Here is a 26,836-nt window from a genome sequence, read left to right as displayed (position 1 = left end):
TAGCCTTTTTTATGATTTCGTTGTGCTCTTCTAGCTCAGCGATCCGCTTTTTAAGCTCTCGGATCTCTATTTGCTCTGGCGTCAGTGGCGCTGCTTTTGGAGTAATACCCTGTCTCTCTTGTTTAAGCTGCCTTACCCACTTGTCCATAGCAGATTTGCTCACATTCATAGCTTTAGCTGCTTCGACCACAGAGTAACCTTGGTCAACAACTAGCTGGGCTGCTTCAAGTTTGAATTCCGGACTGAAAGTTCTTCTCGTACGCCTTGTCATAGTTCCACCTGTTGTGTACGAGGTGCATCTTAACACCTCTAATCAGGTGGCCAAATTCACTATGCCACTACAATAATGGATTTTAGATGGTTAATAGCACTTATAAGAACTCAATGTTGTTAATCAATCTTATAAATTCCACAAGGCTTCTATGTGTGTCTAACGACGAATTGGTTTTTTTGTATATGAAGTGAAATGAAATAGAAGCATCTAAATGAGAAAAAGTTACTTCTGAAGTAAAGGTATTACTGTATGTTGGAGAATGTACTAACCAGCCTACAATTTCATTTTTTTCAATTATAACTGAGCTATGGTTTTTCATTCTCTCATGATTGTTGTATATATTTACGTCATCTTGTGAGACAACTGGACATGCCTTATCACATAGCTGTTCAGAGATGATCAAAGTACCAAGCTCTGTAACATACGTCTAGGTCTGCTCGTCATTGTTACTTTGGTAGGCAGGAATGGCAAAGTAAGAGGGGATATTTATCTTGAACCGGTCGGTCTCGATAGCTGATGCAAACGAGGAAAAACTGACTAAATAGCATAAAGTTATAAGTAGTGATTTTGTCATTTCAAGGTCTAATCCGTAACGGTTACGTATCCATATGTTGTGTTGCCGTATCCTTCACTACAACTTTTTTATTCTTAATACTAAACGTTACTTCTATTGGCATAAATTTACTCCTTTCATATAGATGCCATTTGTTTCATATTTATCTTTACAAGACATTTAAATAGAAAAGGTAGAGTCAGTCGCAATATAGTTATGTTAGAACCCAAAAAAAAGCCAGCAATGCCCTACACATTGCTGGCTGGTTTGCTTCTAGATTCCCTAAGCCAGAAGCAAATAAGGTGATCTGAACTTCATATTCAGAAGTGACTTATCTAGAAGCCACTTACTTAGAAGCGATCAGATCTTTGTACGCCATGGTTTTACCCTGTGGTTTCTCGTTGGCCAATTTGGCTTTTGGAGAACCCGGTTGAGCTAACCAGTATTCCGCGCCTTTTTCTGGGTTGAGTTTAGGACCACACTCACCTTGAGCTTTACTGCGCTCTAGGCGACGAAGTACTTTATCTTGCGCTTTCGCCAAGCCATTTAGTGCTTCTTGTGGTGTTTTCTCGCCGCTTGCTGCTTCCGAAACGTATTGCCACCAAAGCTGCGCCAGTTTTGGATAATCTGGCACGTTTGTACCTGTTGGTGTCCATTGCTTACGCGCATCACTGCGGTAGAACTCGACCAAGCCACCCAAGTTAGGCGCTGCGTCTGTCATCGCCTGAGAGTTGATGTCCGACTCACGAATTGGCGTTAGACCAACCAAGGTTTTCTTCAAGCTTACAGATTTAGACACAACAAACTGCGCGTACAGCCATGCTGCCTTACGGCGATCAAGTGGTGTACTGTTCAAGAAGGTCCAAGAACCTGCATCTTGGTAACCCAGCTTCATGCCGTCTTCCCAGTATGGACCACGTGGTGAAGGTGCCATGCGCCATTTTGGTGTACCGTCTTCGTTCACCACTGGCAAGCCCGGTTTGGTCATATCCGCAGTAAAGGCGGTGTACCAGAAGATTTGCTGCGCGATAGAACCTTGTGCCGGAACTGGACCAGCTTCACCAAAGGTCATACCTTGAGCTTCTGGTGGCGCGTACTTCTTCAACCAATCCACGTATTTTGTCGTTGCGTAAACAGCTGCCGGACCATTCGTGGCACCACCGCGAGACACATCAGAACCAACAGGCTGACAGCCTTCAATACGAATGCCCCACTCATCGACAGGTAATCCATTTGGAATGCCTTTGTCACCAGCACCTGCCATGGAGAACCATGAGTCGGTGAAACGCCAACCTAAAGATGGGTCTTTTTTACCGTAATCCATATGGCCGTATACAGGCTCGCCATCGATGGTTTTTACTTTGTCCGTAAAGAACTCAGCGATGTCTTCGTATGCTGACCAGTTAAGCGGCACACCCAACTCATATCCGTAAGCGTCTTTAAATTTGGCTTTCAAATCAGCGCGCTCAAACCAGTCGGCACGGAACCAGTAAAGGTTGGCAAACTGTTGGTCTGGAAGTTGGTATATTTTGCCGTCTGGTCCTGTGGTAAAGCTCAGACCGATAAAGTCTTTCAAATCCAGCATTGGGTTGGTCACCACAGCGCCTTCACCCGCAATGAAATCACTGATAGGGACTACTTTACCGTAACGGAAGTGTGTACCAATCAAGTCGGAGTCATTGACGTACGCATCGTAAATGTTACGACCAGTTTGCATTTGGGTTTGCAGCTTTTCTACAACATCACCTTCTTGGATCAAGTCATGGTTAACTTTGATTCCTGTGATTTCGTAGAACGCTTTCGCCAAGACTTTCGCTTCGTACTCGTGAGTGGTAATGGTTTCGGAAGCAACATTGATCTCCATGCCCTTAAAAGGCTGAGCGGCATCAATGAACCATTGCATTTCTTCCTGTTGCTTATCAACAGAAAGGGTCGATGGCGTAAATTCAGACTCCAGCCACTTCTTTGCCGCTGCCATATCGGCAGACGCCATTGGTGACACGGCTGTCATCAGCAGAGCCAGAGACATACAACGTCCTAAGTAGGTTTTCTTCATATCCTTTTGCATTACTAATAACTCCTGTTATTTATATATTTCACGTTATAACGTTATGTTTTTACATACCTTTATGTATGCTTATCGCGTCATCATCCCCATTTCAGTACGGTACATAGCCAAATTACAGAGACAGTAAAAGGCACCCAAATATTGATTTCACTCAGCCCAACGAACCCCAAATGAATGAAAGCTCCGCTCAGTAACCCAATAAAAAGTCTGTCGCCACGTGTGGTCGAAATAGGCAAAAAGCCTTTGCGCTCTACACACGGGTATTTGATTTCCAAAATTGTCATAGTGATAAGGATCAAAGCGATCCCTGTAAAAAACAGTGCTGATGGAGTAGTCCATGCCATCCAATTCATGATGTATCTCCTTAAACTCGTCCGAGGGCGAAGCCTTTCGCCACGTGGTTACGCACAAACCAAATTACTAAGATGCCCGGCAGAATGGTGAGCACACCCGCAGCCGCCAATACGCCCCAATCAATACCCGAGGCGCTTACGGTTCGGGTCATCACAGCAGAGATCGGTTTAGCATCGACCGAGGTGAGCGTTCGTGCTAAGAGCAACTCGACCCAACTGAACATGAAGCAGAAGAAGGCAGAAACCCCAATTCCCGAGCGAATCATCGGTAAGAAAATCTTGACGAAGAATTTCGGGAAGGTGTAACCGTCGATGTAGGCGGTTTCATCGATTTCACGAGGTACGCTCGACATAAACCCTTCAAGAATCCAAACCGCTAACGGCACGTTAAACAGACAGTGTGCGAGTGCGACGGCAATATGGGTGTCAAACAGCCCAACTGATGAATACAGCTGGAAAAATGGCAACAAGAAAACCGCAGGTGGTGCCATTCTGTTGGTCAGTAACCAGAAAAACAGGTGTTTGTCGCCAACAAAGCGATAGCGTGAAAACGCATACGCAGCAGGTAAGGCGACGGCAAGCGTGATACACATATTCATCACCACGTAGATGATGGAGTTGATGTATCCCATGTACCAGCTTGGGTCTTCGAAGATCACCTGATAATTACGAAACGTCCAAGTTTCAGGGAAGAAGCTCAAACCGCTCAGAATCTCCTGATTCTCTTTGAACGACATGTTGAGCAACCAATAAATCGGCAGCAGCAGAAATATCACGTATGCGATGAGGCCGAATAGTTTTGATTTAGTCATGATTCAATCCTCTACTTGTTCTCTGTGTGCGTCATTGCGGTGTAGAACAACCAACTCACCAGCAAGATAATTAGGAAATAGATAATGGAGAACGCCGCAGCTGGACCAATATCGAACTGGCCAATGGCCATTTTAGTGAGTGCTTGGCTAAGGAACGTTGTAGAGTTACCCGGGCCACCACCTGTTAGAACAAACGGTTCGGTGTAGATCATGAAGCTGTCCATGAAGCGGATCAGAACCCCAATCAACAGAACGCTTTTGAGCTTCGGAAGCTGAATGAATCGGAAAATAGCCCAATTAGATGCGCGGTCGATACGCGCAGCTTGGTAATACGCATCTGGAATGGCGCGTAAGCCTGAGTAGCAAAGCAGCGCAATCAGTGATGTCCAATGCCATACATCCATAAGGAGTACAGTGAGCCAAGCATCAACTGGATTCCCTGCGTAGTTATAGTCGACGCCTAGACTGGTGAGTGCCCACCCAAACAAACCGATATCGGCACGGCCAAATATCTGCCAAATGGTGCCCACAACATTGAGTGGAATGAGGAGGGGCAGCGCTAGCACGATTAAGCAAAAAACTGAGCCTCTGCCTTTTGCTGGCATCGCTAGCGCCACCATGATTCCAAGCGGTACTTCAATCATTAAAATGGCGAATGAAAATCCAAACTGACGAAACAAAGCCCCTTGAAGACGCTCGTCGTTCAGCATTTCTTTGTACCACTCTGTCCCTACAAAGTAGGCGGTATTGGCATCAAAAATATCCTGCAATGAATAGTTCACGACCGTCATTAAAGGTACGACCGCACTAAAAGCCACCAGAAGGAATACTGGCAACACTAAAAACCAGGCTTTGTTGTTGTTCACCTTGTTCATGAGTTTTCCCTCTCGCCAATTAAAAATTCATCCAAATACACCATGGTCCATTGCTCAGGAAAGCTGATATACGCGACATTCACAGGAACAGGTTGGTCTTCCTGTAAGCGCGCTTTCACCTCTTGATTACCGACTTTGAGCGTAAGAATTTTGTAAGTACCAAGGTCTTCCACATGGGAAACCTCACTTCTAATGGCAGAGCTGTTTTCTTTCTCCCACACGTGCACAAACTCAGGGCGAATACCGATCTTGATGTTATGAGTGTTGGCACTTTGAACCTGTTCATGAAGGGAAGCAGAAAGCGGCAGATCAATGTCGTCGAAACGCACACCATGCTCCGTTGGAATCACTTCAATAAGATTCATGCCGGGGCTGCCAATGAAGTAGCCCACAAACGTATGGTTGGGTTTTTCAAACAATTCCCGTGGTGTACCAAATTGCACAATTTGCCCTTCGTACATCACTGCAATTTTGTCGGCAAAGGTCGAGGCTTCGAGCTGATCATGGGTAACGTACACCATGGTGATGTTGAATTGCTGGTGGATCTGCTTGAGCTTACGGCGAAGTTTCCACTTCAATTGTGGGTCGATAACCGTGAGTGGCTCATCGAACAAAATCGCGGAAACATCATCCCGAACCAGTCCGCGACCCATGGATACTTTTTGTTTTTCATCCGCTGTAAGATGCTCTGCTCGTTTTTTCAGAACGGGGGTGAGCTCTAGGATCTCGGCTATTTCGGTCACTTTAGAGTGAATTTTGGCGCTATTCACTTTCATATTACGAAGAGGGAATGCCAAGTTGTCGTACACCGACATGGTGTCGTAAATCACCGGAAATTGGAAAACCTGTGCGATGTTTCTGTCTTGCGGTGGAATGTCGTTCACCTTTACCCCATCAAACAGCACTTCGCCGTCGGATGGACTCATCAAGCCAGAGATAATGTTCAACAACGTGGATTTACCACAACCCGACGGACCAAGTAAGGCAAATGCGCCACCTTGGTGCCAAGTGTGCGTCATTTCTTGGATCGCGTACGTTGAATCCGGTCCTTTCTTTTTGTCGTAAGTATGCGCTAACGCATTTAGAGTTATCTGAACCATTTCAATTACCCCAGAAGATGATGACTAGGGGCATGGATCAATTCTTCGTCCATGCCAAACACGTAAAACTTATGAATAGGGATGTAAATCTTGATGGATTCATCAACGTCATAACTGTGTACGCCGGGTAAATGCAGCACCATTTCAAAATGGTTATTGCATACGTGAAGGAACGTTTCTGATCCGCTGATCTCGGCGACTTCTACCTGAACAGATAGCTCGATATCATCATCGTTTTTAGGCAGTAAGCTGAGGTGGCTTGGGCGAATACCAAAAATGTACTCTCCTTGTCCAAGGTGTTTTAAAGACTGGTTAAGTGGGAAGTGGGCTTTCTCATCAAAACACACTTCGCTGTCGGTGACTTTGCCAGGCATAAGATTAATAGGTGGCTCGCTGAACAAGGTCGCGGATTCTACCGAGCTAGGCTTGTGATAAACCTCTGCCGTGTTACCCGATTGCACCACGCTGCCTTCATGCAAAATGGTAGTGGTACCACCTAGCGCAAGCGCTTCGTTTGGTTCTGTCGTGGCATAAATTGCAATGGTATGGCGAGTTTGGAAAAGTTCTCGCATCTCTTGGCGCAATTCTTCGCGCAACTTGTAGTCGAGGTTGACTAAGGGTTCATCAAATAAAATGATTTCAGCGTCTTTCACCAGAGCCCTTGCCATAGCGGTACGCTGTTGTTGACCCCCTGAAAGCTCTAAAGGTACTCGCTTTAAGAAATCGGTAATGCGTAGCATATCGGCGGTGGCATGAACACGTTCCTGAATTTCCTTCTCCGCCATGCCCGCTAAACGTAAAGGCGAAGCGATGTTCTCAAATACGGTTAGATTGGGGTAGTTAATGAATTGCTGGTAGACCATAGAAATATTGCGCTCACGCACAGGCATGCCTGTTACGTCGACACCATTGACCAGAATTCTTCCGGATGTGGGCTTATCCAACCCAGCGATTAATCGCATCAATGAAGTTTTACCTGCGAGCGTTCTCCCCAACAGGACGTTAAACGACCCCGGTTCAAACGTGAGGCTGGCTTCATTGATGTGGACCTCGTTGTCCACAATTTTGCTTACCTGCTCAAGTGTTAATGACACTAAGTTCTCCTTAACTTCGAAATTATGTCTAAATCTTGGGTATAAAAAATTTTCGATAATGTTCGTTATTGCTAGAAATGTGCCAATTTGTTGTTAAACGAAAACATTGACCGTTTTAAACACTTTAACTCTTGAATAAACAATGAATTAATAGAATTATCACTTTAACTTTATGAGATTTCGTAGATTTTAGTGTTAACAGCGCAAGATCACATTTGTTAACGAAATGTGTTCAAAGTGTTCAGTTTGTGCTAATTTGAGTTGAACACTGATTGAACATTACTTTCGTTTTCGAACATTTTTGCTCGCACTTTCGAGCTTTTGCTTAGCTGTATATGTGGATTTCATGGACGAATATAAAAACAATGATCGTTCCCATCAGTCGATCATAGAGAGCTCGTGGCGACGTTGCCGCGATGCTGGGCTTGCGCATACCAGCACCCCACAAATAGAAATGAGCAGCGAATCGGACTTCGGTCTCTCGCTGGATAAACATCATGGGCTGCTGCAAACCACGCAGCAAAAAGTGCTGCCTTTTTATGACAACCTTCTGTCCAACAGTAATTGCCTAGTGATGCTTGCAGACACGACGGGGCAAGTGCTCAGTAGTTGGGGGGAGCAGCGCTTCTTCCAAGAGAACCAGCCTCATGTGTTTGATCATGGTGTGCATTGGCAAGAAGGGCTTATTGGGACGAATGCGATAGGCACGGCACTGGAAACAGGTTCTATTGTTCAAGTCTTCCATGATGAACACTTCCTTGCATCAAATCGCTTTATGACAGGGTCGGCTGCGCCTCTGTTTGATGCTGAAAGACGCATGACTGGAGTGCTGTCGATTTCCAGTGATACCTACATGCCCACAGCCCATACGCTTGGCATGGTAAAGCTGATGTCACAAGCTATCGAAAATCAGTTGATCGTGTCGCGCTTTAACTCTGATCATTTTTTGTTTTGGTTCAACACCAGTGAAGAGAACATTGATAGTCAATGGTCTTCACTCCTCGTATTCAATGAGCAGGGGACAATCGTGTCGGCAAACCGACGCGCAGAAGTGGTGCTCGGTTGTGACTTAGCCTTACAAAATCTCGATCAGTTGTTTGATGTTCGAATGGATCAATTGCTTGCTCACCCTGCTTATACTCCACTGGTTTTGCGCTCAAAGCACAATTTCAACTTTCATGGCATCGTGATGCCACCCAAGATCCCCAAAGGTCGTTCGTTGGATTTTCGCAACGTACCTAAACCCTCCTCCGTTAAAGGCGTCGCGAAAGACGATGTATTGGACTTGGATCGTTTAAACATGGGCGACCCAAGGTTGTCAAAGGCAATTACACAATCCAGCAAGATCCTGAACACCGACATTCCTATTTTGATTAATGGTGAAACAGGTGTAGGTAAAGAAGTGTTTGTAAATGCGCTTCATCTTTCTAGCGAGCGGGCGAATGCTCCGTTAATTGCAGTAAACTGCGCAGCGATCCCTTCTGAATTGGTTGAATCCGAATTGTTCGGCTACGAAAAAGGCGCGTTTACGGGGGCGCATACAAAAGGGTATATCGGGTTAATTCGAAAAGCCGATAAAGGCACGTTATTCCTAGACGAACTTGGAGATATGCCGCTCAATGTGCAAGCTCGCTTGTTACGTGTTCTCCAAGAAAGAAAAGTGACTCCCCTTGGTTCAACCACATCTTACCCTGTCGATTTCAAACTAGTGTCTGCCACCAACCGACACCTCAAGCAAGAGGTGGAAGCTGGGAAATTTCGCCAAGATTTATACTACCGAGTGTCGGGGCTAAACATTACTTTGCCACCGCTGCGTGAGCGAACAGATAAAGACGCGTTAGTCCAATACCTACTGAGTAAATTCTCTTCCAATGAACAACCGGGGCAGATTTCAATGGAAGTACTGTCTTTGTTCAAATCTCACCCTTGGCCTGGCAACATTCGGCAAATGGTGAGTGTGATTCAGATCGCCCTTGCTATGGCGGAACCCGACGCCATACAAGTTGATGATCTGCCCGATGATTTCTTGTCCGATGTTCATATCAATACACCACAAGAGTCGAATATTCGTCCCTTTATTGCGCCTCACAATGAGTCAATCGCCGAAAACGAACTCAAAGAAAAAGAAGACTGGCTGGAAGCCTATGAACGGATGAATCGCAATATTTCTAAAACCGCGAAAGAGCTAAATATTAGCCGAAATACGTTATATAAACGCCTAAGGGAAAGTGGCTTAAAGTAAACCATTGTCTGTATTGTGATCGGGTTGTGGTTTGTTTGATTGGTTTGTGGTTTTTTATTTGATCATTTTGATTCTAATTAATCCACCTTGGTAGCATGGTTTTATGTGGTGAAACTGAATGTATAAGCAGAATATTACTATTAACACATTGAATTATAAGGTATTCTGTTTAATTTTTTGATGTTAACTGAAATCGTTGGAAGCGTGAGTGCAATCCATTGCACAGAATTTTAATTTATAAATTATTTGCTCAAATTGTAAGCGTTGACTTATAGCGGGTCAGCTTTTGGAAAGCATCTTATAGGACGCCTTCAAGAGCGATTTGCATAAATGCTTATTATTAAGGAAATGAGTAAATGATGAAGTTACACAAGAAAAATATCGGGATTTTCAAACCCACAGTGTTGGCTTTGGCGATGTTCACTTCCAGCTATGTTGTAGCCGATGAATTTAGTGGTAATTCAGAGGCAGAGCTGCCAGTAAAATATTTAGTCAAGTTTAAGAATGACCTTTCAAGCACCCCTGAAAAATATGGACTAAGCCCGTTTTCAGGCGCACGAATGATTCAAGAGTCTGTATTGGATCGCGTTAACGCGCAACAGATCGATAGGCTTGGCAACCGTTCAATCTACAGTGTTGAATTAAACGATACTGCTCTTAATTCCCTTCAGCAAAATCTAGATGTTGAGTATGTGGAAATTGACGAGCCTAGATTCCTGCTCAGTGAAGTTACGCCATGGGGGCAAGATTCCGTAGGTGCTACTTTGCTTGCTGATACCAATGCAGGTAATCGTACGGTTTGTATTATCGATTCCGGGTACGATGTTGCGCACAATGATTTGGCGACTAACCAAGTTACAGGTACCAACGATACAGGGACTGGCGACTGGAGTATTCCCGGTGCAGGTAACGCGCATGGTACACACGTTGCGGGTACGATAGCAGCCATTGCAAATAATGCGGGTGTGGTGGGCGTGATGCCGAACCAAAATGTGAATTTGCACATTGTTAAAGTCTTTAAAGATGGCAAGTGGGCGTATTCTTCCGATCTTGTAAAAGCCGTTGATACCTGTGCAAGTAACGGGGCGAACGTTGTGAACATGAGCTTGGGGGGTAAGCGCTCAAACGCAACAGAAAAAGCCGCATTTAGCCGTCATCAGAAAAGCGGTGTTCTGCTCATTGCTGCGGCAGGTAACGCTGGTAATACAGCACACAGCTACCCAGCATCTTACGACTCGGTTGTTTCCGTCGCCGCAGTGGACACGGCACTTGATCATGCCGATTTCTCACAAGCGACCAATCAAGTGGAAGTATCTGCGCCGGGTGTATCCGTATTGTCTACAGTGACCATGGGTGAAGGTATCTTGGCGGATATCCAGCTTAACGGGCAAAGCTTCTATGCTCGCGGCATTGTTCCACACAACCGCTATATCAAAAATGCACAGTCTAAATTTGTGCCTACCCCAATCGATGGTTCTCAGACGCTAGCTTTAGCAGCGTGTGATATCAGCACCGGTAAATACGTTTGTGGTGATATGAAAAACAAGGTGTGTTTGGTTGAACGAATCGAAAACCAAAAAGGCACCTATCGCCCAGAAATCAATGCGGTAAAAGCGTGTAACACTGCAGGTGCATCAGCTGCTATTGTCTACAGTAATACTGAACTGACAGGGCTTCAAAACCCATTCTTGGTCGATGAGAAAAACGAAGCGCCTATTGTTTCAGTTTCTGTAGACCGTACGCTTGGTCAAGAGCTTGCAGGGTCGGTGGGTCAGCCTATTACGGTTAGCGTAACGAAAGGTGAGGACTACCAATACTACAACGGTACATCAATGGCGACGCCACATGTTGCCGGTGTCGCGGCACTTGTTTGGAGCTACCATCCACAATGTACCGCAGCTGATGTTCGTAAAGCGCTTGCCAAAACAGCAACGGATATTGATGCAGCAGGTAAAGACAACCGCACTGGTCACGGCTTGGTCAATGCTGTAGCGGCAAAAGAGTACTTAGATCTCGGTTGTAATGGTGGCGAGCCAATTCCTGATCCTACTGTTTGTGATGCGACGGGTGTGAATGTTTACCCTGATTGGCCACAAGTTGATTGGGCAGGTAATCCCAACCATGCAGCTGGTGGCGACAAGCTGGTTCACAATGGTGCGGTTTACCAAGCAATTTGGTGGACACGTTCAGTACCAGGAAGTGACAACAGCTGGTCACACGTATGTAATTTGTAAATAGCTTCAGTGCCTCTTCGGAGGCACTTTATTTTTGTACCCAAAACTTTTAATGCTCATACCCTAACTAGGTGGAAAATATATTGAGTCAGTATCTTAAGCTAGGGATGATCACTATCGGATTGTTGATGAACGTCGTAACCGCGAGCGCTCATAATTCGATAAATAATGATAAAGACAGCGGTAACAAAGACAGCAGTAAACAGCTAAAGAAATACTACGTTAAGTTCTCAACTCACTGTAAAGGGGATGTTTTTTCAAAACTGAAAGCCAAAGAGATTGACGTGATCACTGAACTGATACACGACAACGTGTTCATAGTGAAGATGAGATCAGAACAAGTGAAAAATGTTGCGGGTGAACCTTGTGTCAATTACATAGAACCCGTGCCGAAACGAGATATGCATGAAGATGCCGACCCGTTTCCGCAATGAACAAACAGGTCACTTGGGTATATCTCTTAACCTCCAATGAGGACCGTTGGCATACCCATTATAATTGCCCCACCATGCGCGGTTGTGTCCCCCATTCGAGCTGCAGGTTTGTTGTTAATCAACACCGTGGCGCTGCCTTTAACAACGCTGTCTGGTGGCCCTACACAAACGCATACCTGCCCCATTGTTGCTGCGGGTAAATTCCCTATCAAAACCGTTGTTGGCAATGGAAGTAGTGGTCCACCAACATGAGGGATAGGTACAGGAGCAGGCGTTTGCATTGGGCATAAGTGCATGTCTGTGGCTCTTGCTGCTGGCAACATGGTATTTCCTCCTAAACTTGTCCGTTTCCACCGGATGCGATGTTTAATCCCATCTCAACAAAAATGTGGTAGCGCTCCTTTGCTTGTTCTCCATCAGGAAGAACCGCAGAAAGATTGATGCTGCCCGCTACCGCTTGTGCATACAAATACGGTGGTGGCGGGACGATTGGATCTTCCGGTTTAATCATACTGCCACCACTCCAAAATGCAGCTTGCGCTGCCCAGCCAGCACCGTTTTCCAAACTCGCTTTGTTCGCCATCTGTTCGGCGAATCGGCGACTGGTTTCATCAGGGGTGTGTACCCAAGCTTTGGCAGCACGAATGGCATTGGCTTCGCCTTCATTCCAGTGAGAGAGTGAAGAAGCGCAAGTGACCGACCACCATATAGATTCGCGAACGGGCAGGGCATGGGCCAAAAAAGTGACTGCATCACCGAATAGCTCTTGCTCCATAGCGTGAGAAATCAGTTTTATTGGTATCGTGTGCTCATTTGCCAGTTCAGCAAATGCGTCGTTGGGTTCATACAGATCCAAAATGTCTTTTACATGTTGGTGCGGAATTTTTATTAACGTCATTAGTTTACCTTCGCAATCGCACCTTGAATCTGAACCATAGCGCCCGCTTTAATCTGCGTCATTGCACTGCCGTTTACTGAAACCAGTGCCGCTTTAATATCAGCTTTGCCCTGACCTTCTACGTTGACCATTGCCGCCTTCATTTCAGCTTTCGCCTTTCCGCAAACGGATACTTGGGGTGCTTCAATCTTGATACCACTCGCGCTGATTTCGATCTTGCTTGCTCCAACTTTCAATTCAATCTTGCTTTTTCCTGTAATTGAAACTTGGCTGCCGTCGACACTCACTGTGGATTTAGCGGACACGTTCACGTTTGAACCGGCATTCAGGCTCAGATCTTTGCTGCTGTCACCTGTCCAGTTGTCTTTACTTTTGGCAGTAAGCTTTTTCTCGCTTTCTATCGTGATGTCTTCTTTGGCAGACACCGACACGCTTTTTTCGACTTTGGTTGTTTTCATACCCTTGATGGTGGACTGGCTGTCATTGTTAATGTCCAGTACCCAGTCTTTTTCGGCATGTAGGAAAACCTGTTCTTTGTCTTTTTTATCTTCAAAGCGAAGCTCGTTACCTTGTTTACTGCCTCCCTTCGGAGTAGAACGGGTTTTGATGCCACTTTGGGAACCTGAACTGTAAGGCGCGGCATTGTTTTTGTTGTAAAGGGAGCCAGTGATGACAGGGCGATCTGGGTCGCCATCAATGTATTGGACCAAGACTTCATCACCCACGCGAGGCGTAAACTGTGTGCCAAACCCTTTGCTTGCCAACTCTTGAGAAACGGGGAGCCAACACGAACTATTTTCATCGTTCTTTCCGTTTCTATCCCAGTGAAACTGTACCTTCACACGACCGATTTTATCGCAATAAATTTCTTCGCCTTTAGGGCCGGTTACAACCGCGGTATGCAGGCTATGAACTCGCGGTTTTTCACGCCGCTCTGGACGAAATACCAAAGAATCAGGGATGCAAGTAAACTGATTGCTGTAGCTGATGTCACCATGGGACTCTTCGCTCGAAATTTGATGAGAGATACGGGAAATCACGTATTCCTGATTCATCGATTTCAGCGGGTGGTTTTCTAGTTTGAATTTATATCCACACGCCAGTTCTGCGATGCTCGAGGCTGAATGCGAGGCTGATTTTTGGAGATCTAAGGCTTCCATTTGTCTTTTTGCTGCATCGCGAGCTTCATTTTTGTTTTCTAGTCCGTAAGCGAAAAGCTCCTGAGAAAGGGCTGTGGAAGCGTAGCTCTCGGCACTTTTTCTTTCTCCACTTTCAAACTTTTCCGCTAGTGCTTGTGTGTGGTCTGCTAACGACACTTTCCCCGTACCAATTTGGTAGGAATGGCTCCACGTAGATAAAGTGGGCAGTGCCTTGTTGCCCCCTTCTTGATAGCTTAGGGCTGAATGAGTCAACTTCTCGAAACGTTGGTTAGAATCACCGATGACGACCAATGGTTTACTGGATTGATGACGTACATAAAAGAGCCAACCTTCATTTGCCAGTAATCTAAGGATAAAGGCTTGGTCGGTTTCGTCGAGCTGCACGCAATATTCGTGTTTCTTCCCACTTCCTGATACTGAGAATTGAACAAAACTTTTCAGTTCAGATTCGCCGAGCAATTTTTCGATAATTTGCTTGGTCGTCATGTTTTGAAAGACTTGGCGACTGCGTCGATAAGTCAATAGCTTGAATGGATCAACCATTTCTACTTGATAGTAAAACTGTTGTTTTTCTCGGCTGTGACCTGTGAATTGAAGGGAGCTGCACAGGCCAGTAAAGTAGCGCTTGCCAGACGGTTGGTTGAAAGCAACATTAACTGGTTTACCCAAAACTTTCACATCAATTTCTGAGTTCGCAGCGATAGAAAATGAGAACAGGTACCCCTCAGAAACACGCTCCTCGCCAATTAATTGAGTGACGATGTAATTTTTGTTGTCTGATAGCTTTGCTATTAGGGAACGACTTTGGTGCTTTAATTCGCTGTTGCTCATATTCACTTAAATCACTATTAAATAAACGAAATGCTTGAATTGTTTAAAGGGTAGGCGCTTAAAATGATTAAATAAAATTGACATCTATACTAATAGGTGTTTTAGACATTTTTATTTTTATATATTATCTAATTTATTGTGAGTTCATGATTATTTCAATAGGAATTAACTTTTAATTTAATAGGTAATTCCTATGTAATCGATTAACCCCTTATATTTAAAGGGTGGTTGAAAAAAATAAACATTAATCCCTTATTGTATGCAAGACTTTTAGGGCTGTGTTTAAGATATATTTTATTTATGATTTTCTTAATGGTTTTCTGTTGCAAGTTCTTTTTAAACAATTACTTAATTGATTTTTGTATTGTTTTTAATTTGGCTTTTAATATGATTGTGACCTAAACCCCGTCTAAATGTGACGTAAATAGGTCTTTTTAAAATCCAGCTCAAATATATACTCTTCACTCAGTTTATAAAAATATCACTTGTAGAATCTTATATTAGCGAAATGTTATTTACCCCAATTAAATGAACAGCTAAACAAACTCGTTCGGTTGTTTTCTGTCATTGAATGCGCTAGCGAAGGGTGAGCAATATTATAACGTTTCATCCCTATGTTTTTTAAGTAAACAGAACTATTGATTGAGCAGTAATAAAGCAGGAAAACATGCCATTTTTAAAGCATCAAATTGAGCAACTTTCTACTCCGATTAGCGACGATTTAGCATGCGGTGTGTTCCTGAAACTCAACAAAAGTGCATTTCGTCCTTTGAGAAATGAATTTAACGTGGCTCAAACATCGCTGCGTAAACTTAGCCAAAATCCAAGTGATGATGAGAAAGAAGCCCTAGAGGAAGCATGTGTGGCGAGCTGGCGAGCTCTGTCAAATACTCTGCTAGAACAATTTTCCCATACAACCAGGGATATAGAGCTAATTTCTTGGTTTGTTGCTGCGCAATTTCTTCTTGATGAAACGATAGATAGCGCAGCAAACAGCCTAGAATGGTTGGCAGACTTGGTTGAAAATCATTGGGCAGCGCTAAACCCCGTATTTCCGATAGAAAAGCTGAAATCGGAAGGTGAGAAAGCGCAAGCCACTGAACAGGCAGAAGCCAAGGTGAAGGCGTTTTTCCAATTGGTGGGAGATAGCGAAGAAAGCTCGATTCTTTATGCACCTATGTTGCAACTTCCATTGGTTGGAAGTGTGACATTCTTTGATTTTCAAAGTGCAGAACGCAAAGGTGAAATAAGCCAACTTAAGTCTTCATTATCGACCACCGTTGCACAAGAGCGCTCGGCAATTCAATCCAAATTGGAGAACGTTGCTCGATGTATCGCTCAGTTGGACCGTCTGTCTGCATCAGTTGCAACCTATGCGCAAAGCGTGAGTACACAAGGAGCGAACTTCAAGTTCGCCAAATCACTGCTCACACGTGTTGAAAACGCTCTTGTGCATTTAAGCGGCATCAAGCTTACGGCAAAAACAGAGCCCAAAGTGGCAGCGTTAGAGATAGAAGAATCCGTAGGACAGGAAAACACCGCTTCTGTGGCTCAAAACACACCTTCATCCAGCAACGCTCATACGTCAACTGAACCTGTTCATGTTGCCCCTCAACAGTTACGCGCGGACAACCTTTCCGAATTAGGCAACGTGAACAACATGAATCGAGATCTGGCATTTCATTTATTGCGAGAGATTTCAGATTATTTTCGCCAGAGCGAGCCACACAGCCCAATTTCTTTCTTGCTAGAAAAAGCGATTCGATGGGGATACCTCTCTCTTCCGGAACTGCTGCAAGAAATGATGTCGGAGCAAAACAGCGACTCCTTGAGCACAATTTTTAATTCCGCCGGGCTAAATCATCTCGATCAGATTTTGTTGCCGGAGGTGAGTACCCCGACGGATGACATTAAAAACACACCGGCACCTCAAGCTGCTCCTCCCGTTTCTGAGCAGCCAGATGTCGAAGAGCATGTATCACAGACTTCCCCTGCTGATACCCCATCTAAACAAGATAACGAACCTAAAGCATCCGCTTCGTCGGCTCTGAGTTGGTAATCGTTTTTTATAAATAAGGAAAAATCATGGCAAGTATTTACATGCGTGTTGCTGGGCTTCAAGTTGAAGGTGCGGCAACAATGAAAGATCTAAAGACCGCTGAAGGAACTAATGAGGGTTGGTTTGCAATTAACTCTTACTCTTGGGGCGGTGCTCGTAACGTGTCCATGGATATTGGTAATGCAACGAATGCTGATTCTGGCATGGTTGGCGTTAGTGAAGTAAGCGTAACCAAAGAAGTTGATGGTGCATCTGAAGATCTACTTTGCTACCTATTCAACCCAGGTAAAGAAGGAAAAACCGTTGAAGTTGCATTCACTAAGCCGTCTAACGATGGTCAAGGTGTAGATGTCTATTTTCAGGTGAAACTCGAGAAAGCACGTCTTGTGACTTACAACGTAAGCGGTACTGACGGTTCTCAACCATACGAAAGCTTATCTCTTTCTTACACATCAATTTCTCAGAAGCACAACTACGAAACTGAAGGTGGTGATATTAGTACGAGTGGTGGTGTTGTAACTTATGATATTCCAGCCGGAAAAATGACATCTGGTAAGTAATCCTCCCATCCCTAAGACATGCCACTCTTTTGTGGCGTGTCTTTTTTATGAAATATCTCATTTTAGGACACCGTTATGGCATTGAATTCACAACATAAACGCGTCAGCAAAAACCGCGTTAGTATCACTTACGATGTTGAAACGAATGGCGCTGTAGAGACCAAAGAACTGCCGTTTGTTGTTGGTGTAATTGGTGACTTCTCCGGTCACAAACCAGAATCTGAAAAAGTGGATCTTGAAGAGCGCGAATTTACAGGTATCGATAAAGACAACTTCGATACGGTAATGGGGCAAATTCATCCGCGCCTTTCTTACAAAGTGGACAACAAGCTTGCAAACGACGACAGCCAGTTTGAAGTGAATCTGAGCTTCCGCTCGATGAAAGATTTCCACCCAGAGAACTTGGTTGAACAGATCGACCCACTCAAGCAGCTTGTGAAAACCCGTGAGCAGCTGAAAGTCTTATTAAGCAAAGCTGATCGTTCAAGAGATCTCGAGCGTCTGTTGAAAGAAGTTCTGCAAAGTGCGGACGCCATCAATGGTTTGGCGGAAGAACTGGGTCTGAACAAAGAGGGAGCGGAATAATGTCTGTAGAACAACAAGCAGCACAAGGTGCAGGCGAAGCGGAAACGGCACAAAGCTTTTTAGATCGCGCGATCAGTGCAACGGCACAAACGCCTGTTGATACTACCAAAGAGCTATTGAGCATCATGACTTCTCAGGCGCTTGAAGGCACGGTGACTTGGGATAAAAACCTAACCTTAACTATTGAAAAAGCGATCAGCGCATTAGACAGCAAAATCTCTGAGCAGCTTTCATCCGTTATGCAAAACAACGAGTTTCAGAAAATAGAAGGCTCGTGGTTGGGGCTTCAGAAGCTGGTTAAAAACAGTGAATTAGGTCCTGATCTAAAAATCAAACTGGTTGATTACACCAAAGACGAATTGCTAGAACAATTTGAAGATGCTCCAGCGATCGATCGCAGCCGTTTCTTCAACATGGTGTATCAAGAAGAATTTGGTACAGCAGGTGGTCAACCATACGGTGCACTGCTTGGTGACTACGAATTTGGTTATGGCGATGAAGACATCGCGCTATTGCGTTACATGGGTGAAGTGGCTTCTGCCTCTCACGCGCCATTTGTTGCGGCTGCCAACGCAGGCATGTTCGACTTTAACTCGTTTGGTAGCTTTGCTGAAGGTAAGCCTGTTGCGGCTGGTTTCGATTCTCCAGCTTACGCGAGCTGGAACGCATTCCGTGAAAGCGACGACGCTCGTTACGTGGCTCTAACACTGCCAAAAACCATGGCTCGCTTGCCATACGGTTCAGAAACGGTGCCAGTTAAGTCATTCGCGTTTGAAGAGCTTCAAACCCGTGACAATGGTCAGCAGATCGTTTCTTCAGACAACGATTTTGTATGGAGCAACGCGGCATACGAATTCGGTCTTCTTATGACTCAGGCCTACACGAAATACGGCTGGTGCACGGCAATTCGTGGTACAGAGAATGGCGGTAAAGTAGAGAACCTACCAAACTTCACGCACTTCTCTGATGCGGGCGACCTTCTGCAGCAATGCCCAACCGAGGTAAACCTAACGGATGAGCGTGAGAAAGAGCTGAGCGACCTTGGTTTCTTACCATTAGTGCACTACAAGAACACAAATTACGCCGTGTTCATGGGTGCTCAAACAGCTCACAAACCAAAGACTTACACTGATCCAGATGCGACAGCCAACGCGGCTATTTCAGCGCGCTTGCCATACACCATGGCGAGCAGCCGTATCGCACAATACCTGAAAGTTATGGGTCGTGATCGCATTGGTTCAAACCTCGATCCAAACGATGTTGAGAAAGAGCTGAGCTCTTGGATCAACCAGTACGTCAACCCGAATGCCATCGGCAATGACGCAAAAGCCACGCATCCGCTTGTGGAAGCAAAAGTTACGGTAGAAGAGCAAGCTGGTCGCCCAGGTTCTTACTCAGCTGTCGCCTACTTGCGCCCATGGTTGCAAATGGAAGAACTGACGACCTCGCTTCGCATGGTCGCCAACATTCCTGGTTAATCCTATTCGGGGACATTGTCCCCGAATGTTTTGAATTGAGTCGTTAATGAATCCAAACACTGACATCAACCGTACGCTTTTCGACAACCCTGCTTGGCAGGAGCTGCTCGGGTACGCCAAAGCTCAGTCGACGGTTCAATTTAAAGCTTTGCTTACCCGTTTAATGGCTGAACTGGATAACCGCATCAGCGATCAGCTTTCTGAAGTGGTTCAGCACAACCAATTCAAGCAATTGGAATCGTCTTGGACAGGGCTTAAGTCGCTGACTGAAATCCAGGTTTCGCAGCGGCGAGTCAAAATCAAATTGCTAGATCTGAGCTGGAGTATGGTCTCTGCCGACCTCAACTACTCGTTCGACTTAAAGCAGTCCTCCCTATACAGGAAACTGTACTCAAAAGAGTTCGATACCGCTGGTGGTACGCCTTTTGGGCTTGTGATGGTTGATCACAAAGCCTCGGCTGATTATAGCGATGATCTGGATTACGACGATCTTTACACCCTTCAACTGCTTTCTGAGCTAGGGGAAATGTCATTTTGCCCGATGGTTTTAGGTGTTGATGAATTCTTTTTCGGCGACGAACCTCGCAGGCAACTCCACGATTGCGCACGTATCGATCGTATCCTAAGTAGCCGCGATTTTTTGTCATGGCAGTTATTGAGAGAAAAAAGCGCCTCTCGCTTTCTTCATTTGGTGATGCCTGAATATCTTATGCGTCAGCCGTATCATCAATACCTTGCGGGGTTTGTGTTCAGTGAAAAGAAACAAGAAAAAAATGCGCTCTGGGGAAACAGTGCGTACCTCATGGTCGGTAATGTGATGCGCGAATTCGATCGCATTAGCTGGTTTGGTTTTCTTCGTTCTTATGATGAATCAGGAGCGTATGGCGCAGTTGTTCAAAACTCTATTGATATTCGCACCAAAGTCGACTTATTCAGTGAAGATGATGGCTTTTGGTCATCACAAGGCTTCATGCCATTAACTAGCCTTTACCTTAGCAATCACAAAGGTTTTTTCAGTAACCAGTCGGTTTGGCAAGCGACGGATGAATCTCGTCGTCAGCTTGGCATGCTGCAAACCAACTTAATGGCGTGCCGCTTTGGTCACTACATCAAAGCGCAGATTCGCGATCAGGTCGGTCGATACGACAGCGCGGAAAGTTGCCGTCGCAGCTTAGAGCGTTGGTTAGACCAATTCATCAGTAACGTGAGTTACGGCGAAGATACTGTTCTTGCACGTTACCCCTTACGTTCGTGTTATGTGCGCATTGAAGAAGCGCCGCACGATAACACACGTTACCTATGCGAAATAATGCTACAGCCTCAATATCAGTACGAAATGATGGACGCCAAAGTAGTGCTCACGACCTCTGTATTAGGCACCGATATCGGAGAAACCCAATGAGCTTAATGTCGAAATTGACACAAAGTTGGAGCGACGATATCGACAGTGTGCGTGATGCCATCATCGATAACGTTTGTGGCTTAATTTCAAGCCGTGCCCCTTTGTGGTCCAACAGTATTTCGATCAGTGAAGGTACCATTGTTGAGCTGGGCATGCACAACATCGCGAGAGCTCAAAGCAAGAGCAATACTGACGAGATCGTCGCCGAGGTCGAAAATCTAATCCGTTTCTACGAGCCACGTCTAACCCAAGTTGAGATTGAGGTGCAAGAAGGCAAAGTAGGCGATAACCAACTGAGCTTTCGTCTTTCTGCCGTTGTGCATTCAGATCTGGGCGATGAAGCCATTGTGCTGGATTCTTTTCTGGATCTCAGCAGTAACAAACTTGATGTAAGGAAGTCGAATTTTGTCTGATTCTTTGCTTTCCTATTTTGAACAGGAACTGCGTTTTATACGCTCCGAAGCCTCTCAATTCACGGAGCGTCATCCGGGCGCGGCGCATGCTTTGGGGATTCGAAAAGACAGTATCGACGATCCGCAAGTTGCGCGTTTGATTGAAAGCGTCGCCTTAATGAACGGTAAGCTCCAGCAGCGCTTGGATGAATCCTACCCAGAGCTGACGGAAAGCTTGGTTAACTTGTTGTTCCCGCATTACCTCAAACCGGTTCCATCCTACAGTATGCTGGATTTTGATATCGCAGAGGATGCCAACGCAAAGCACTGCATTCCAAAAGGTACTGAATTCGATGTTTCTGACGGATCAGATGAACCTGTCGTATTTCGTACCACGGAAGACTTGGATCTGTTCCCAATCACGGTCACGTCTGCCGAGGTGCTGTTTGCTCCTTTTGATATGGCCAAACCCGCTGGCGCTGAAAGCGCAAAAGCGATGTTAGAACTGACGATTGATGCTACAGACGAAGGCATCGAATTAAGTGAGTTGGGCATCGATCGCTTGAAATTGCACCTCAAAGGCGAAAGCCACTTTGCGTTGCGTTTGTATGACGTGATAGCGCAAGGAATTGCTCAGGTGTGTGTTTGCAACAACGACACCTGCTTCACGCTGGGTCAATCTGCGATGCAGCCTATAGGGTTTGACGCAGAAGACACCATATTGCCCTATCAAGCCGCGAGTTTTGGCGGCTTTAAATTGCTGACCGAGTTCTTTATGTTCTCTGAGCGCTTCCAAGGATTCACCTTGGATCTGGGTAACGTGATCAGTAAAACCACGGGGTCTCAATTTCGCATTCAAATTTTCTTGAATGAGGTGAGTGTTGATATGGCGCGTAGCCTGCAAGCTCATCATTTTTCTTTGTTTTGTACACCTTTAGTCAACTTGCAAAGCAAGGTGTCGGAGCCAGTCCAAATTGATTTCAGTCAGAAGCAGTACCCGATCCATCTGGATTCTGGGCAAGGCAGTGACCTTGAAGTCTTTTCCGTTGATGACGTCTTGGATGTCACGGAAGGTGAACCCTTCTCGGTGTCGCAGATCTACGGTGAAAAATACAATGATGCAGAATGCGCGCTTCGCTGGCAGTTGGTACAAAATACTCATGAAAGAGGCGTATTGAGCAGCAGTCTGAAAGTGGCGGATTTAGATCACGTGAGTGCGACCTCTGAGCCTCGTATTTGGTCTGTTACAACGACCGCGAGCGATGGCGTCCGTGCTGGTTCATTGCCCGTTACCAGCCAAATCAGTTGTCGTGATTCTCTGACCATCCCTGCATCTATGACGCTATTACGTCGACCAACGCTGCCGGTGCGCAGCCGAGACACCAATAAAAATGTGTGGGCGCTGCTGTGCCACTTACATTTCAATTATCACGCTATTTTGGGGACAGATAACCCAATAGCAACGCTTAAGAATGTATTCGAGCTCTACAACCACAATCAAGCGGTGCAGAACCATGTTTACATCGAGTCATTGCACAAGATTGAGCAAGAGCAAGTCGTGGCTCCGATCCGCGTTTCTGGCAAAACGTGTTTTGCCTATGGCACCAAAATATCCATCACACTCGATGCCGCAAACGTCAATGGCGGTATCTCAATGTTTGGGTATTTGCTGGATTACTTCTTTGCCTATTTCGCTGGCTTCAACAGCTTTACGCAAGTGGATATTTATCTTGAAGGGCAGGATGGGGTTTACCTCTCTTTCCCAAGGAGAACTGGGTGCAAGAGTCTGCTGTAATTCGCTTGTCTCAGGGGACGTTTGAAGGGCAATTAGAAAAAGCGTGGCAAATCTTCAAGCATCAAGCTCACACGAATGGTCAACGACCTGCGGTGAATTTTAGCGCAGAGATTCTTCCTGCCTACTATAAATCGGAAGTTTCGCAAGTGTCCTCAGAGAGAAATGGCGCGTACACCTTAAAAACCTCGGTGGCGTCTTTGTCTGGCAATGCGGGAACCATGCCTCGCGCAATGTATAACCAAGCATTGAAGGCGCGATTTGAACAAGGCGATGAAGCGCCGCTCGATTTCTTCGATACGTTCAATAACCGCTACTACCGACTGTACTGCGAAACTAAACAAAAACATGAGCTGACCTACCAGATGGAAGAAGAAACATTCCACTGGAATCGTCACCGTCAGTCCATCACCGAGATGCTATCGAGCCTTGCGGGGCAATCGGGTGAAGTTGCGCCGATGCCCGAATCTCACTTGGTGCAGTACACAGGATTATTGGGGCTTAAGTTGACTTGCCCTTTAGCACTTAAAGCCATGCTGGAAGATTACTTCGAAGCTCAATTTGAAGTCGAGCGTAGTGGTTTGGAATATCTGCCATTAACGCCATGTTCACTGACTCAGCTTGGGCAATCTGGGAAGAATCAACAATTAGGGATGGGCGCGTTAGCGGGCAAATCAACGCCAATGATCGGTCAAAAACTGAATATCAAAATCTGTCCGAAAGATTACTCGCACTACCTGAGGATCCGTAGCGACAAAAAAATGATTCATGCTGTGGACCACATGGTTCGTAGTTACATGGGGGTAAACACCAAGTATGCCCTTTACATGAAGGTAAACAGCCAATATTTGCCGAGATTAAAGCTCTCTGGTAGCCATAAAAGTGGGCTAAGAATTGGGCAGTCCGCATGGATGAACAACCAATCCAATAGCCAACAGTTTGTAGAAATGCCACTGACGAAAAGTTAGGAAAAAGAATGATTAATATTGAATTGCAAAGCTTGGTCAAAAGGCTGACCCCTTCGCTGAAAAGTGCTCTGGAATCTGCTGCTGGGGAATGCGTCAACCGAGTTCATTTCTCTATTGAGCCTGAACACTGGTTTTTTCAGTTGCTGCAACAATCGAAAGGTTGGGATGCTGCAATGCAACAAGCGTCTTTAGCTAAAGAGACGTTGATCGAGCGTTGCAATAACCACCTAGCAAGCTTGCCTCGTGGTACCGACGTGTCGCCTTCGTTGTCGCCGGAGTTAGTCGAATTACTCAAAGATGCTTGGATGATCGCGTCACTGAATAATCAGCAATCGGTGGTTAATGAATTTCACGTATTAATGGTGCTGAAACAGCGTGTTGGTCAGAGTGCTTACAATGGCGTACTTAGTCAGTGGGTGTCCGTATTGTCTTCTGAATGGTTGCGCAGTCAGTCTTTGGCGGTCAATACACCCAGCCAATCGACGCAACCTGCCGAGAGCATGGTCGCAGCCAGTGGTGATTCCGCCACGCCAGCTTTGGACAAGTACTCGCAAAACTTAACGGAAGCCGCACGCAGTGGCAAGCTCGACCCAATTACTGGGAGAGGTGAGGAGATTCGTAAATCCATCGACATTTTATGTCGACGTCGGCAAAACAGCCCGATCTTGGTGGGCGACCCTGGTGTGGGCAAAACTGCGATAGTAGAGGGTTTGGCTCAAGAGATCGTGAACGGTAATGTACCGCCGGCTTTGATGAACGTTGAGCTTCGCAGTTTGGATCTCTCTCTTCTGCAAGCGGGGGCGAGCATTAAAGGCGAATTTGAAAATCGCTTGAAAGATGTGATCAACGAGATCAAACAATCATCGACACCCATCATCATGTTTATTGATGAAGCACATACGTTGATCGGTGCGGGTGGTACTGCCGGTCAAAACGATGCGGCAAATATTCTAAAACCAGCGTTGGCGCGAGGTGAGTTTCGCTCTCTTGCCGCAACTACATGGGCGGAATACAAGCAATACTTTGAATCAGATGCTGCGTTGACTCGTCGTTTCCAAGTGGTGTCGGTGGATGAGCCCAACGAAGAAGACGCGATCCACATGCTTCGTGGCGTTAAGCGTAGCTTGGAAAAGCATCACAACGTAAAAGTGATGCAAGAAGCAATTGATGCAGCGGTCTCTCTTTCCATTCGTTATCTACCAGAACGTAAGCTACCTGATAAGGCGATTAGCCTATTGGACACGGCGTGTTCTCGCATTGGTTTGAGCCAAAGCGCAGCACCTCGCCAAATGGAAGCGATCGCAGAGCAGATTCGCTACGCCAATAACGAAATCGATACCTTGATTCACGAGTCGGCGTTGTGGTCGGTTGAAAGCGAACGTTTGGAAGAAGCGAAACAGCGTTTGGCGTCTCTTGAAGCAGAACATCAGTCGATTGAACTGCGTTGGAACGAAGAACGCATGCTAGTGGATGAGATCATTGCACTGCAAATCCAGTTGGATGAAGAGCTTAAAGAAAAAGGTTCAATCACCTCCCTTGAAGCCAAAGCACAGCTTGCAGAGAAAATGCAGGTACTGCGTGACAAGCAGGGTGAGCAACCATTAGTACTGGCTCAGGTGACAGAGCAAACCATCGCTGACGTAGTAGCACTTTGGACGGGTATTCCTGTTGGCAATATGTTGAGCCAAGAAGTGGAAAGACTGATGCACCTAGAGTCTCATATCGGTGAGCGAGTGATAGGGCAAGTCACTCCGATTGCGGAACTTTCTCAAGCGATTCGTCTTTCTCGCGCTGGTTTAACAGACCCACGTAAACCTGTCGGTGTTTTCCTCATGTGTGGTCCTAGTGGTGTGGGTAAAACCGAAACAGCGTTGGCGCTAACGGATCTGCTTTACGGCGGTGAACGCAATATTACCACCATCAACATGACGGAATTCAAAGAAGAGCACAAAGTCTCGATGTTACTGGGCTCACCAGCGGGCTATGTCGGATATGGAAAAGGTGGCGTGCTAACCGAAGCGGTGCGCAAAAACCCATATTCGGTTCTTCTTTTGGATGAAATGGAAAAAGCGCACCCGGGCGTGCACGACATCTTTTATCAGATCTTTGATAAAGGCTCGATTTCTGACAGTGAGGGGCGAAACATCGATTTTCGCAACACCATCATCATCATGACGTCGAACGCCGCTGATGGTGCGGTGGTGAATGCTTGTACAAACGGTCGACCTGATGTTCCTGCGCTTACACAAACTATTTTCCCAGAGCTTCAGAATCACTTTAAACCTGCTTTCCTTGGGCGGGCGACTATCGTGCCGTATTTCCCATTGAATGATGAAGAATTGGGCAAAATCGCCGAGCTGTCACTGAATCGCATTCGTAAGCGCGTTCAGTTGCACTATGGGGCAAGTTTTGACTATCACCCAGATGTCATTGAACTGCTGGTAAACATGAATGATTCACCTGAAACCGGTGCCCGTGCCGTTGAGCAGTTGATCAATCGTCAACTAATGCCAGAACTGGCAAACCAGTGCATTGTTCGCATGAGTGAAAGCAAACCTGTAGAAGCGGTCAAGGTACACACTGAAAACGGCCTTTTTGTGATTAAAATCCAATAAAAACAAATGATAACGAGGCGTGAGATCTCGGTGCGAATGGGCAGTATGTCTGCCCAC

22 protein-coding genes are annotated in these 26,836 nt (G+C 45.8%); 12 read left to right on the top strand and 10 right to left on the bottom strand.

From position 1 onward, the window contains the following. From Q8W40_RS15200 to Q8W40_RS15170, 7 genes are all read right to left on the bottom strand, one after another. Window positions 1–271, bottom strand: a 271-nt coding sequence (locus Q8W40_RS15200; protein ID WP_305398360.1) for a transposase, incomplete at its 3' end; no start/stop codon positions are given. Window positions 272–1,173: 902 nt separating this feature from the next. Beyond that, window positions 1,174–2,895 (bottom strand): ABC transporter substrate-binding protein, encoded by a 1,722-nt coding sequence (locus Q8W40_RS15195; protein WP_305398358.1) that lies wholly within the window; start codon window positions 2,893–2,895, stop codon window positions 1,174–1,176. 80 nt (window positions 2,896–2,975) lie between these two features. Further along, complete coding sequence (locus Q8W40_RS15190; RefSeq protein ID WP_101111607.1) at window positions 2,976–3,248, bottom strand: DUF2160 domain-containing protein; 273 nt, start codon at window positions 3,246–3,248, stop codon at window positions 2,976–2,978. Between the two features lie 11 nt (window positions 3,249–3,259). After that, window positions 3,260–4,060: a carbohydrate ABC transporter permease gene (locus Q8W40_RS15185; protein ID WP_101111606.1), complete on the bottom strand. Its 801-nt coding sequence runs from the start codon at window positions 4,058–4,060 to the stop codon at window positions 3,260–3,262. A gap of 11 nt (window positions 4,061–4,071) precedes the next feature. Next, window positions 4,072–4,935: a carbohydrate ABC transporter permease gene (locus Q8W40_RS15180; RefSeq protein ID WP_305398355.1), complete on the bottom strand. Its 864-nt coding sequence runs from the start codon at window positions 4,933–4,935 to the stop codon at window positions 4,072–4,074. Next, window positions 4,932–6,035, bottom strand: a complete 1,104-nt coding sequence (locus Q8W40_RS15175) for an ABC transporter ATP-binding protein (RefSeq protein WP_101111604.1) — start codon at window positions 6,033–6,035, stop codon at window positions 4,932–4,934. The genes Q8W40_RS15180 and Q8W40_RS15175 overlap by 4 nt, the downstream gene beginning before the upstream one ends. Window positions 6,036–6,040: 5 nt before the next feature. Next, window positions 6,041–7,129 carry an ABC transporter ATP-binding protein gene (locus Q8W40_RS15170; protein WP_101111603.1) on the bottom strand — a complete coding sequence of 363 codons (1,089 nt, stop codon included), beginning with the start codon at window positions 7,127–7,129 and terminating at the stop codon, window positions 6,041–6,043. A 346-nt stretch (window positions 7,130–7,475) separates the two neighbouring features. Between Q8W40_RS15170 and Q8W40_RS15165 the strand changes: the two genes are divergently transcribed. The 3 genes from Q8W40_RS15165 (at window position 7,476) to Q8W40_RS15155 (ending at window position 12,039) form a co-directional block, all read left to right on the top strand. Beyond that, window positions 7,476–9,371 carry a sigma-54-dependent Fis family transcriptional regulator gene (locus tag Q8W40_RS15165; RefSeq protein WP_305398353.1) on the top strand — a complete coding sequence of 632 codons (1,896 nt, stop codon included), beginning with the start codon at window positions 7,476–7,478 and terminating at the stop codon, window positions 9,369–9,371. A gap of 356 nt (window positions 9,372–9,727) precedes the next feature. Continuing rightward, window positions 9,728–11,605: a S8 family serine peptidase gene (locus Q8W40_RS15160; RefSeq protein ID WP_370693389.1), complete on the top strand. Its 1,878-nt coding sequence runs from the start codon at window positions 9,728–9,730 to the stop codon at window positions 11,603–11,605. An 83-nt stretch (window positions 11,606–11,688) separates the two neighbouring features. Next, window positions 11,689–12,039: a hypothetical protein gene (locus Q8W40_RS15155; protein WP_305398351.1), complete on the top strand. Its 351-nt coding sequence runs from the start codon at window positions 11,689–11,691 to the stop codon at window positions 12,037–12,039. Between the two features lie 26 nt (window positions 12,040–12,065). Here the strand turns inward: Q8W40_RS15155 and Q8W40_RS15150 are convergent, their stop codons facing one another. From Q8W40_RS15150 to Q8W40_RS15140, 3 genes are read right to left on the bottom strand one after another with little or no spacing between them, the layout of a single operon-like run. Then, window positions 12,066–12,362, bottom strand: coding sequence for a PAAR domain-containing protein (locus Q8W40_RS15150; protein ID WP_101111599.1), 297 nt, complete (start codon window positions 12,360–12,362; stop codon window positions 12,066–12,068). 11 nt (window positions 12,363–12,373) lie between these two features. Then, on the bottom strand, window positions 12,374–12,937 hold the full coding sequence (locus Q8W40_RS15145) for a DUF6931 family protein (RefSeq protein WP_305398350.1): 564 nt from the start codon (window positions 12,935–12,937) through the stop codon (window positions 12,374–12,376). Next, window positions 12,937–14,928, bottom strand: coding sequence for a type VI secretion system Vgr family protein (locus Q8W40_RS15140; RefSeq protein WP_305398349.1), 1,992 nt, complete (start codon window positions 14,926–14,928; stop codon window positions 12,937–12,939). Before Q8W40_RS15140 ends, Q8W40_RS15145 begins: the two co-directional genes overlap by 1 nt. A 667-nt stretch (window positions 14,929–15,595) precedes the next feature. Between Q8W40_RS15140 and Q8W40_RS15135 the strand changes: the two genes are divergently transcribed. The 9 genes from Q8W40_RS15135 to tssH all read left to right on the top strand — a co-directional run bounded on the left by Q8W40_RS15135 (window position 15,596) and on the right by tssH (window position 26,779). Next, entirely contained in the window at window positions 15,596–16,987 is a 1,392-nt protein-coding gene (locus tag Q8W40_RS15135) for an ImpA family type VI secretion system protein (RefSeq protein WP_305398348.1), read from the top strand. A 26-nt stretch (window positions 16,988–17,013) separates the two neighbouring features. Next, on the top strand, window positions 17,014–17,547 hold the full coding sequence (locus tag Q8W40_RS15130) for an Hcp family type VI secretion system effector (protein WP_101111595.1): 534 nt from the start codon (window positions 17,014–17,016) through the stop codon (window positions 17,545–17,547). 75 nt (window positions 17,548–17,622) lie between these two features. Continuing rightward, on the top strand, window positions 17,623–18,132 hold the full coding sequence (gene tssB, locus Q8W40_RS15125; protein ID WP_101111594.1) for a type VI secretion system contractile sheath small subunit: 510 nt from the start codon (window positions 17,623–17,625) through the stop codon (window positions 18,130–18,132). Further along, complete coding sequence (gene tssC / locus Q8W40_RS15120; protein ID WP_101111593.1) at window positions 18,132–19,610, top strand: type VI secretion system contractile sheath large subunit; 1,479 nt, start codon at window positions 18,132–18,134, stop codon at window positions 19,608–19,610. The genes tssB and tssC overlap by 1 nt, the downstream gene beginning before the upstream one ends. Window positions 19,611–19,656: 46 nt before the next feature. After that, window positions 19,657–21,012, top strand: coding sequence for a type VI secretion system contractile sheath domain-containing protein (locus Q8W40_RS15115; protein ID WP_305398346.1), 1,356 nt, complete (start codon window positions 19,657–19,659; stop codon window positions 21,010–21,012). After that, window positions 21,009–21,425, top strand: a complete 417-nt coding sequence (tssE, locus tag Q8W40_RS15110; protein ID WP_305398343.1) for a type VI secretion system baseplate subunit TssE — start codon at window positions 21,009–21,011, stop codon at window positions 21,423–21,425. Before Q8W40_RS15115 ends, tssE begins: the two co-directional genes overlap by 4 nt. Then, window positions 21,418–23,199 carry a type VI secretion system baseplate subunit TssF gene (tssF, locus tag Q8W40_RS15105; RefSeq protein ID WP_305398342.1) on the top strand — a complete coding sequence of 594 codons (1,782 nt, stop codon included), beginning with the start codon at window positions 21,418–21,420 and terminating at the stop codon, window positions 23,197–23,199. The genes tssE and tssF overlap by 8 nt, the downstream gene beginning before the upstream one ends. After that, window positions 23,181–24,164 carry a type VI secretion system baseplate subunit TssG gene (gene tssG, locus Q8W40_RS15100; RefSeq protein ID WP_101111589.1) on the top strand — a complete coding sequence of 328 codons (984 nt, stop codon included), beginning with the start codon at window positions 23,181–23,183 and terminating at the stop codon, window positions 24,162–24,164. Before tssF ends, tssG begins: the two co-directional genes overlap by 19 nt. An 8-nt stretch (window positions 24,165–24,172) precedes the next feature. Then, window positions 24,173–26,779 carry a type VI secretion system ATPase TssH gene (gene tssH / locus Q8W40_RS15095; RefSeq protein ID WP_305398341.1) on the top strand — a complete coding sequence of 869 codons (2,607 nt, stop codon included), beginning with the start codon at window positions 24,173–24,175 and terminating at the stop codon, window positions 26,777–26,779. Window positions 26,780–26,836 lie beyond the last annotated feature (57 nt).

The sequence above is a fragment of the Vibrio penaeicida genome, assembly GCF_030689305.1.
Taxonomy (GTDB): domain Bacteria; phylum Pseudomonadota; class Gammaproteobacteria; order Enterobacterales; family Vibrionaceae; genus Vibrio; species Vibrio penaeicida_B.
Note: the sequence above shows the minus strand (reverse complement) of the source record. Positions and strands in the feature narration are given on the sequence as shown.

Excerpts from the sequence above, each read along its gene's own strand:
- Q8W40_RS15195 (WP_305398358.1), bottom strand. The coding sequence starts at position 2,895 with ATGCAAAAGGATATGAAGAAAACCTACTTAGGACGTTGTATGTCTCTG.
- Q8W40_RS15190 (WP_101111607.1), bottom strand. The coding sequence starts at position 3,248 with ATGAATTGGATGGCATGGACTACTCCATCAGCACTGTTTTTTACAGGG.
- Q8W40_RS15185 (WP_101111606.1), bottom strand. The coding sequence starts at position 4,060 with ATGACTAAATCAAAACTATTCGGCCTCATCGCATACGTGATATTTCTG.
- Q8W40_RS15180 (WP_305398355.1), bottom strand. The coding sequence starts at position 4,935 with ATGAACAAGGTGAACAACAACAAAGCCTGGTTTTTAGTGTTGCCAGTA.
- Q8W40_RS15175 (WP_101111604.1), bottom strand. The coding sequence starts at position 6,035 with ATGGTTCAGATAACTCTAAATGCGTTAGCGCATACTTACGACAAAAAG.
- Q8W40_RS15165 (WP_305398353.1), top strand. The coding sequence starts at position 7,476 with ATGGACGAATATAAAAACAATGATCGTTCCCATCAGTCGATCATAGAG.
- Q8W40_RS15160 (WP_370693389.1), top strand. The coding sequence starts at position 9,728 with ATGATGAAGTTACACAAGAAAAATATCGGGATTTTCAAACCCACAGTG.
- Q8W40_RS15150 (WP_101111599.1), bottom strand. The coding sequence starts at position 12,362 with ATGTTGCCAGCAGCAAGAGCCACAGACATGCACTTATGCCCAATGCAA.
- Q8W40_RS15145 (WP_305398350.1), bottom strand. The coding sequence starts at position 12,937 with ATGACGTTAATAAAAATTCCGCACCAACATGTAAAAGACATTTTGGAT.
- Q8W40_RS15140 (WP_305398349.1), bottom strand. The coding sequence starts at position 14,928 with ATGAGCAACAGCGAATTAAAGCACCAAAGTCGTTCCCTAATAGCAAAG.
- Q8W40_RS15135 (WP_305398348.1), top strand. The coding sequence starts at position 15,596 with ATGCCATTTTTAAAGCATCAAATTGAGCAACTTTCTACTCCGATTAGC.
- Q8W40_RS15130 (WP_101111595.1), top strand. The coding sequence starts at position 17,014 with ATGGCAAGTATTTACATGCGTGTTGCTGGGCTTCAAGTTGAAGGTGCG.
- tssB (WP_101111594.1), top strand. The coding sequence starts at position 17,623 with ATGGCATTGAATTCACAACATAAACGCGTCAGCAAAAACCGCGTTAGT.
- tssC (WP_101111593.1), top strand. The coding sequence starts at position 18,132 with ATGTCTGTAGAACAACAAGCAGCACAAGGTGCAGGCGAAGCGGAAACG.
- Q8W40_RS15115 (WP_305398346.1), top strand. The coding sequence starts at position 19,657 with ATGAATCCAAACACTGACATCAACCGTACGCTTTTCGACAACCCTGCT.
- tssE (WP_305398343.1), top strand. The coding sequence starts at position 21,009 with ATGAGCTTAATGTCGAAATTGACACAAAGTTGGAGCGACGATATCGAC.
- tssH (WP_305398341.1), top strand. The coding sequence starts at position 24,173 with ATGATTAATATTGAATTGCAAAGCTTGGTCAAAAGGCTGACCCCTTCG.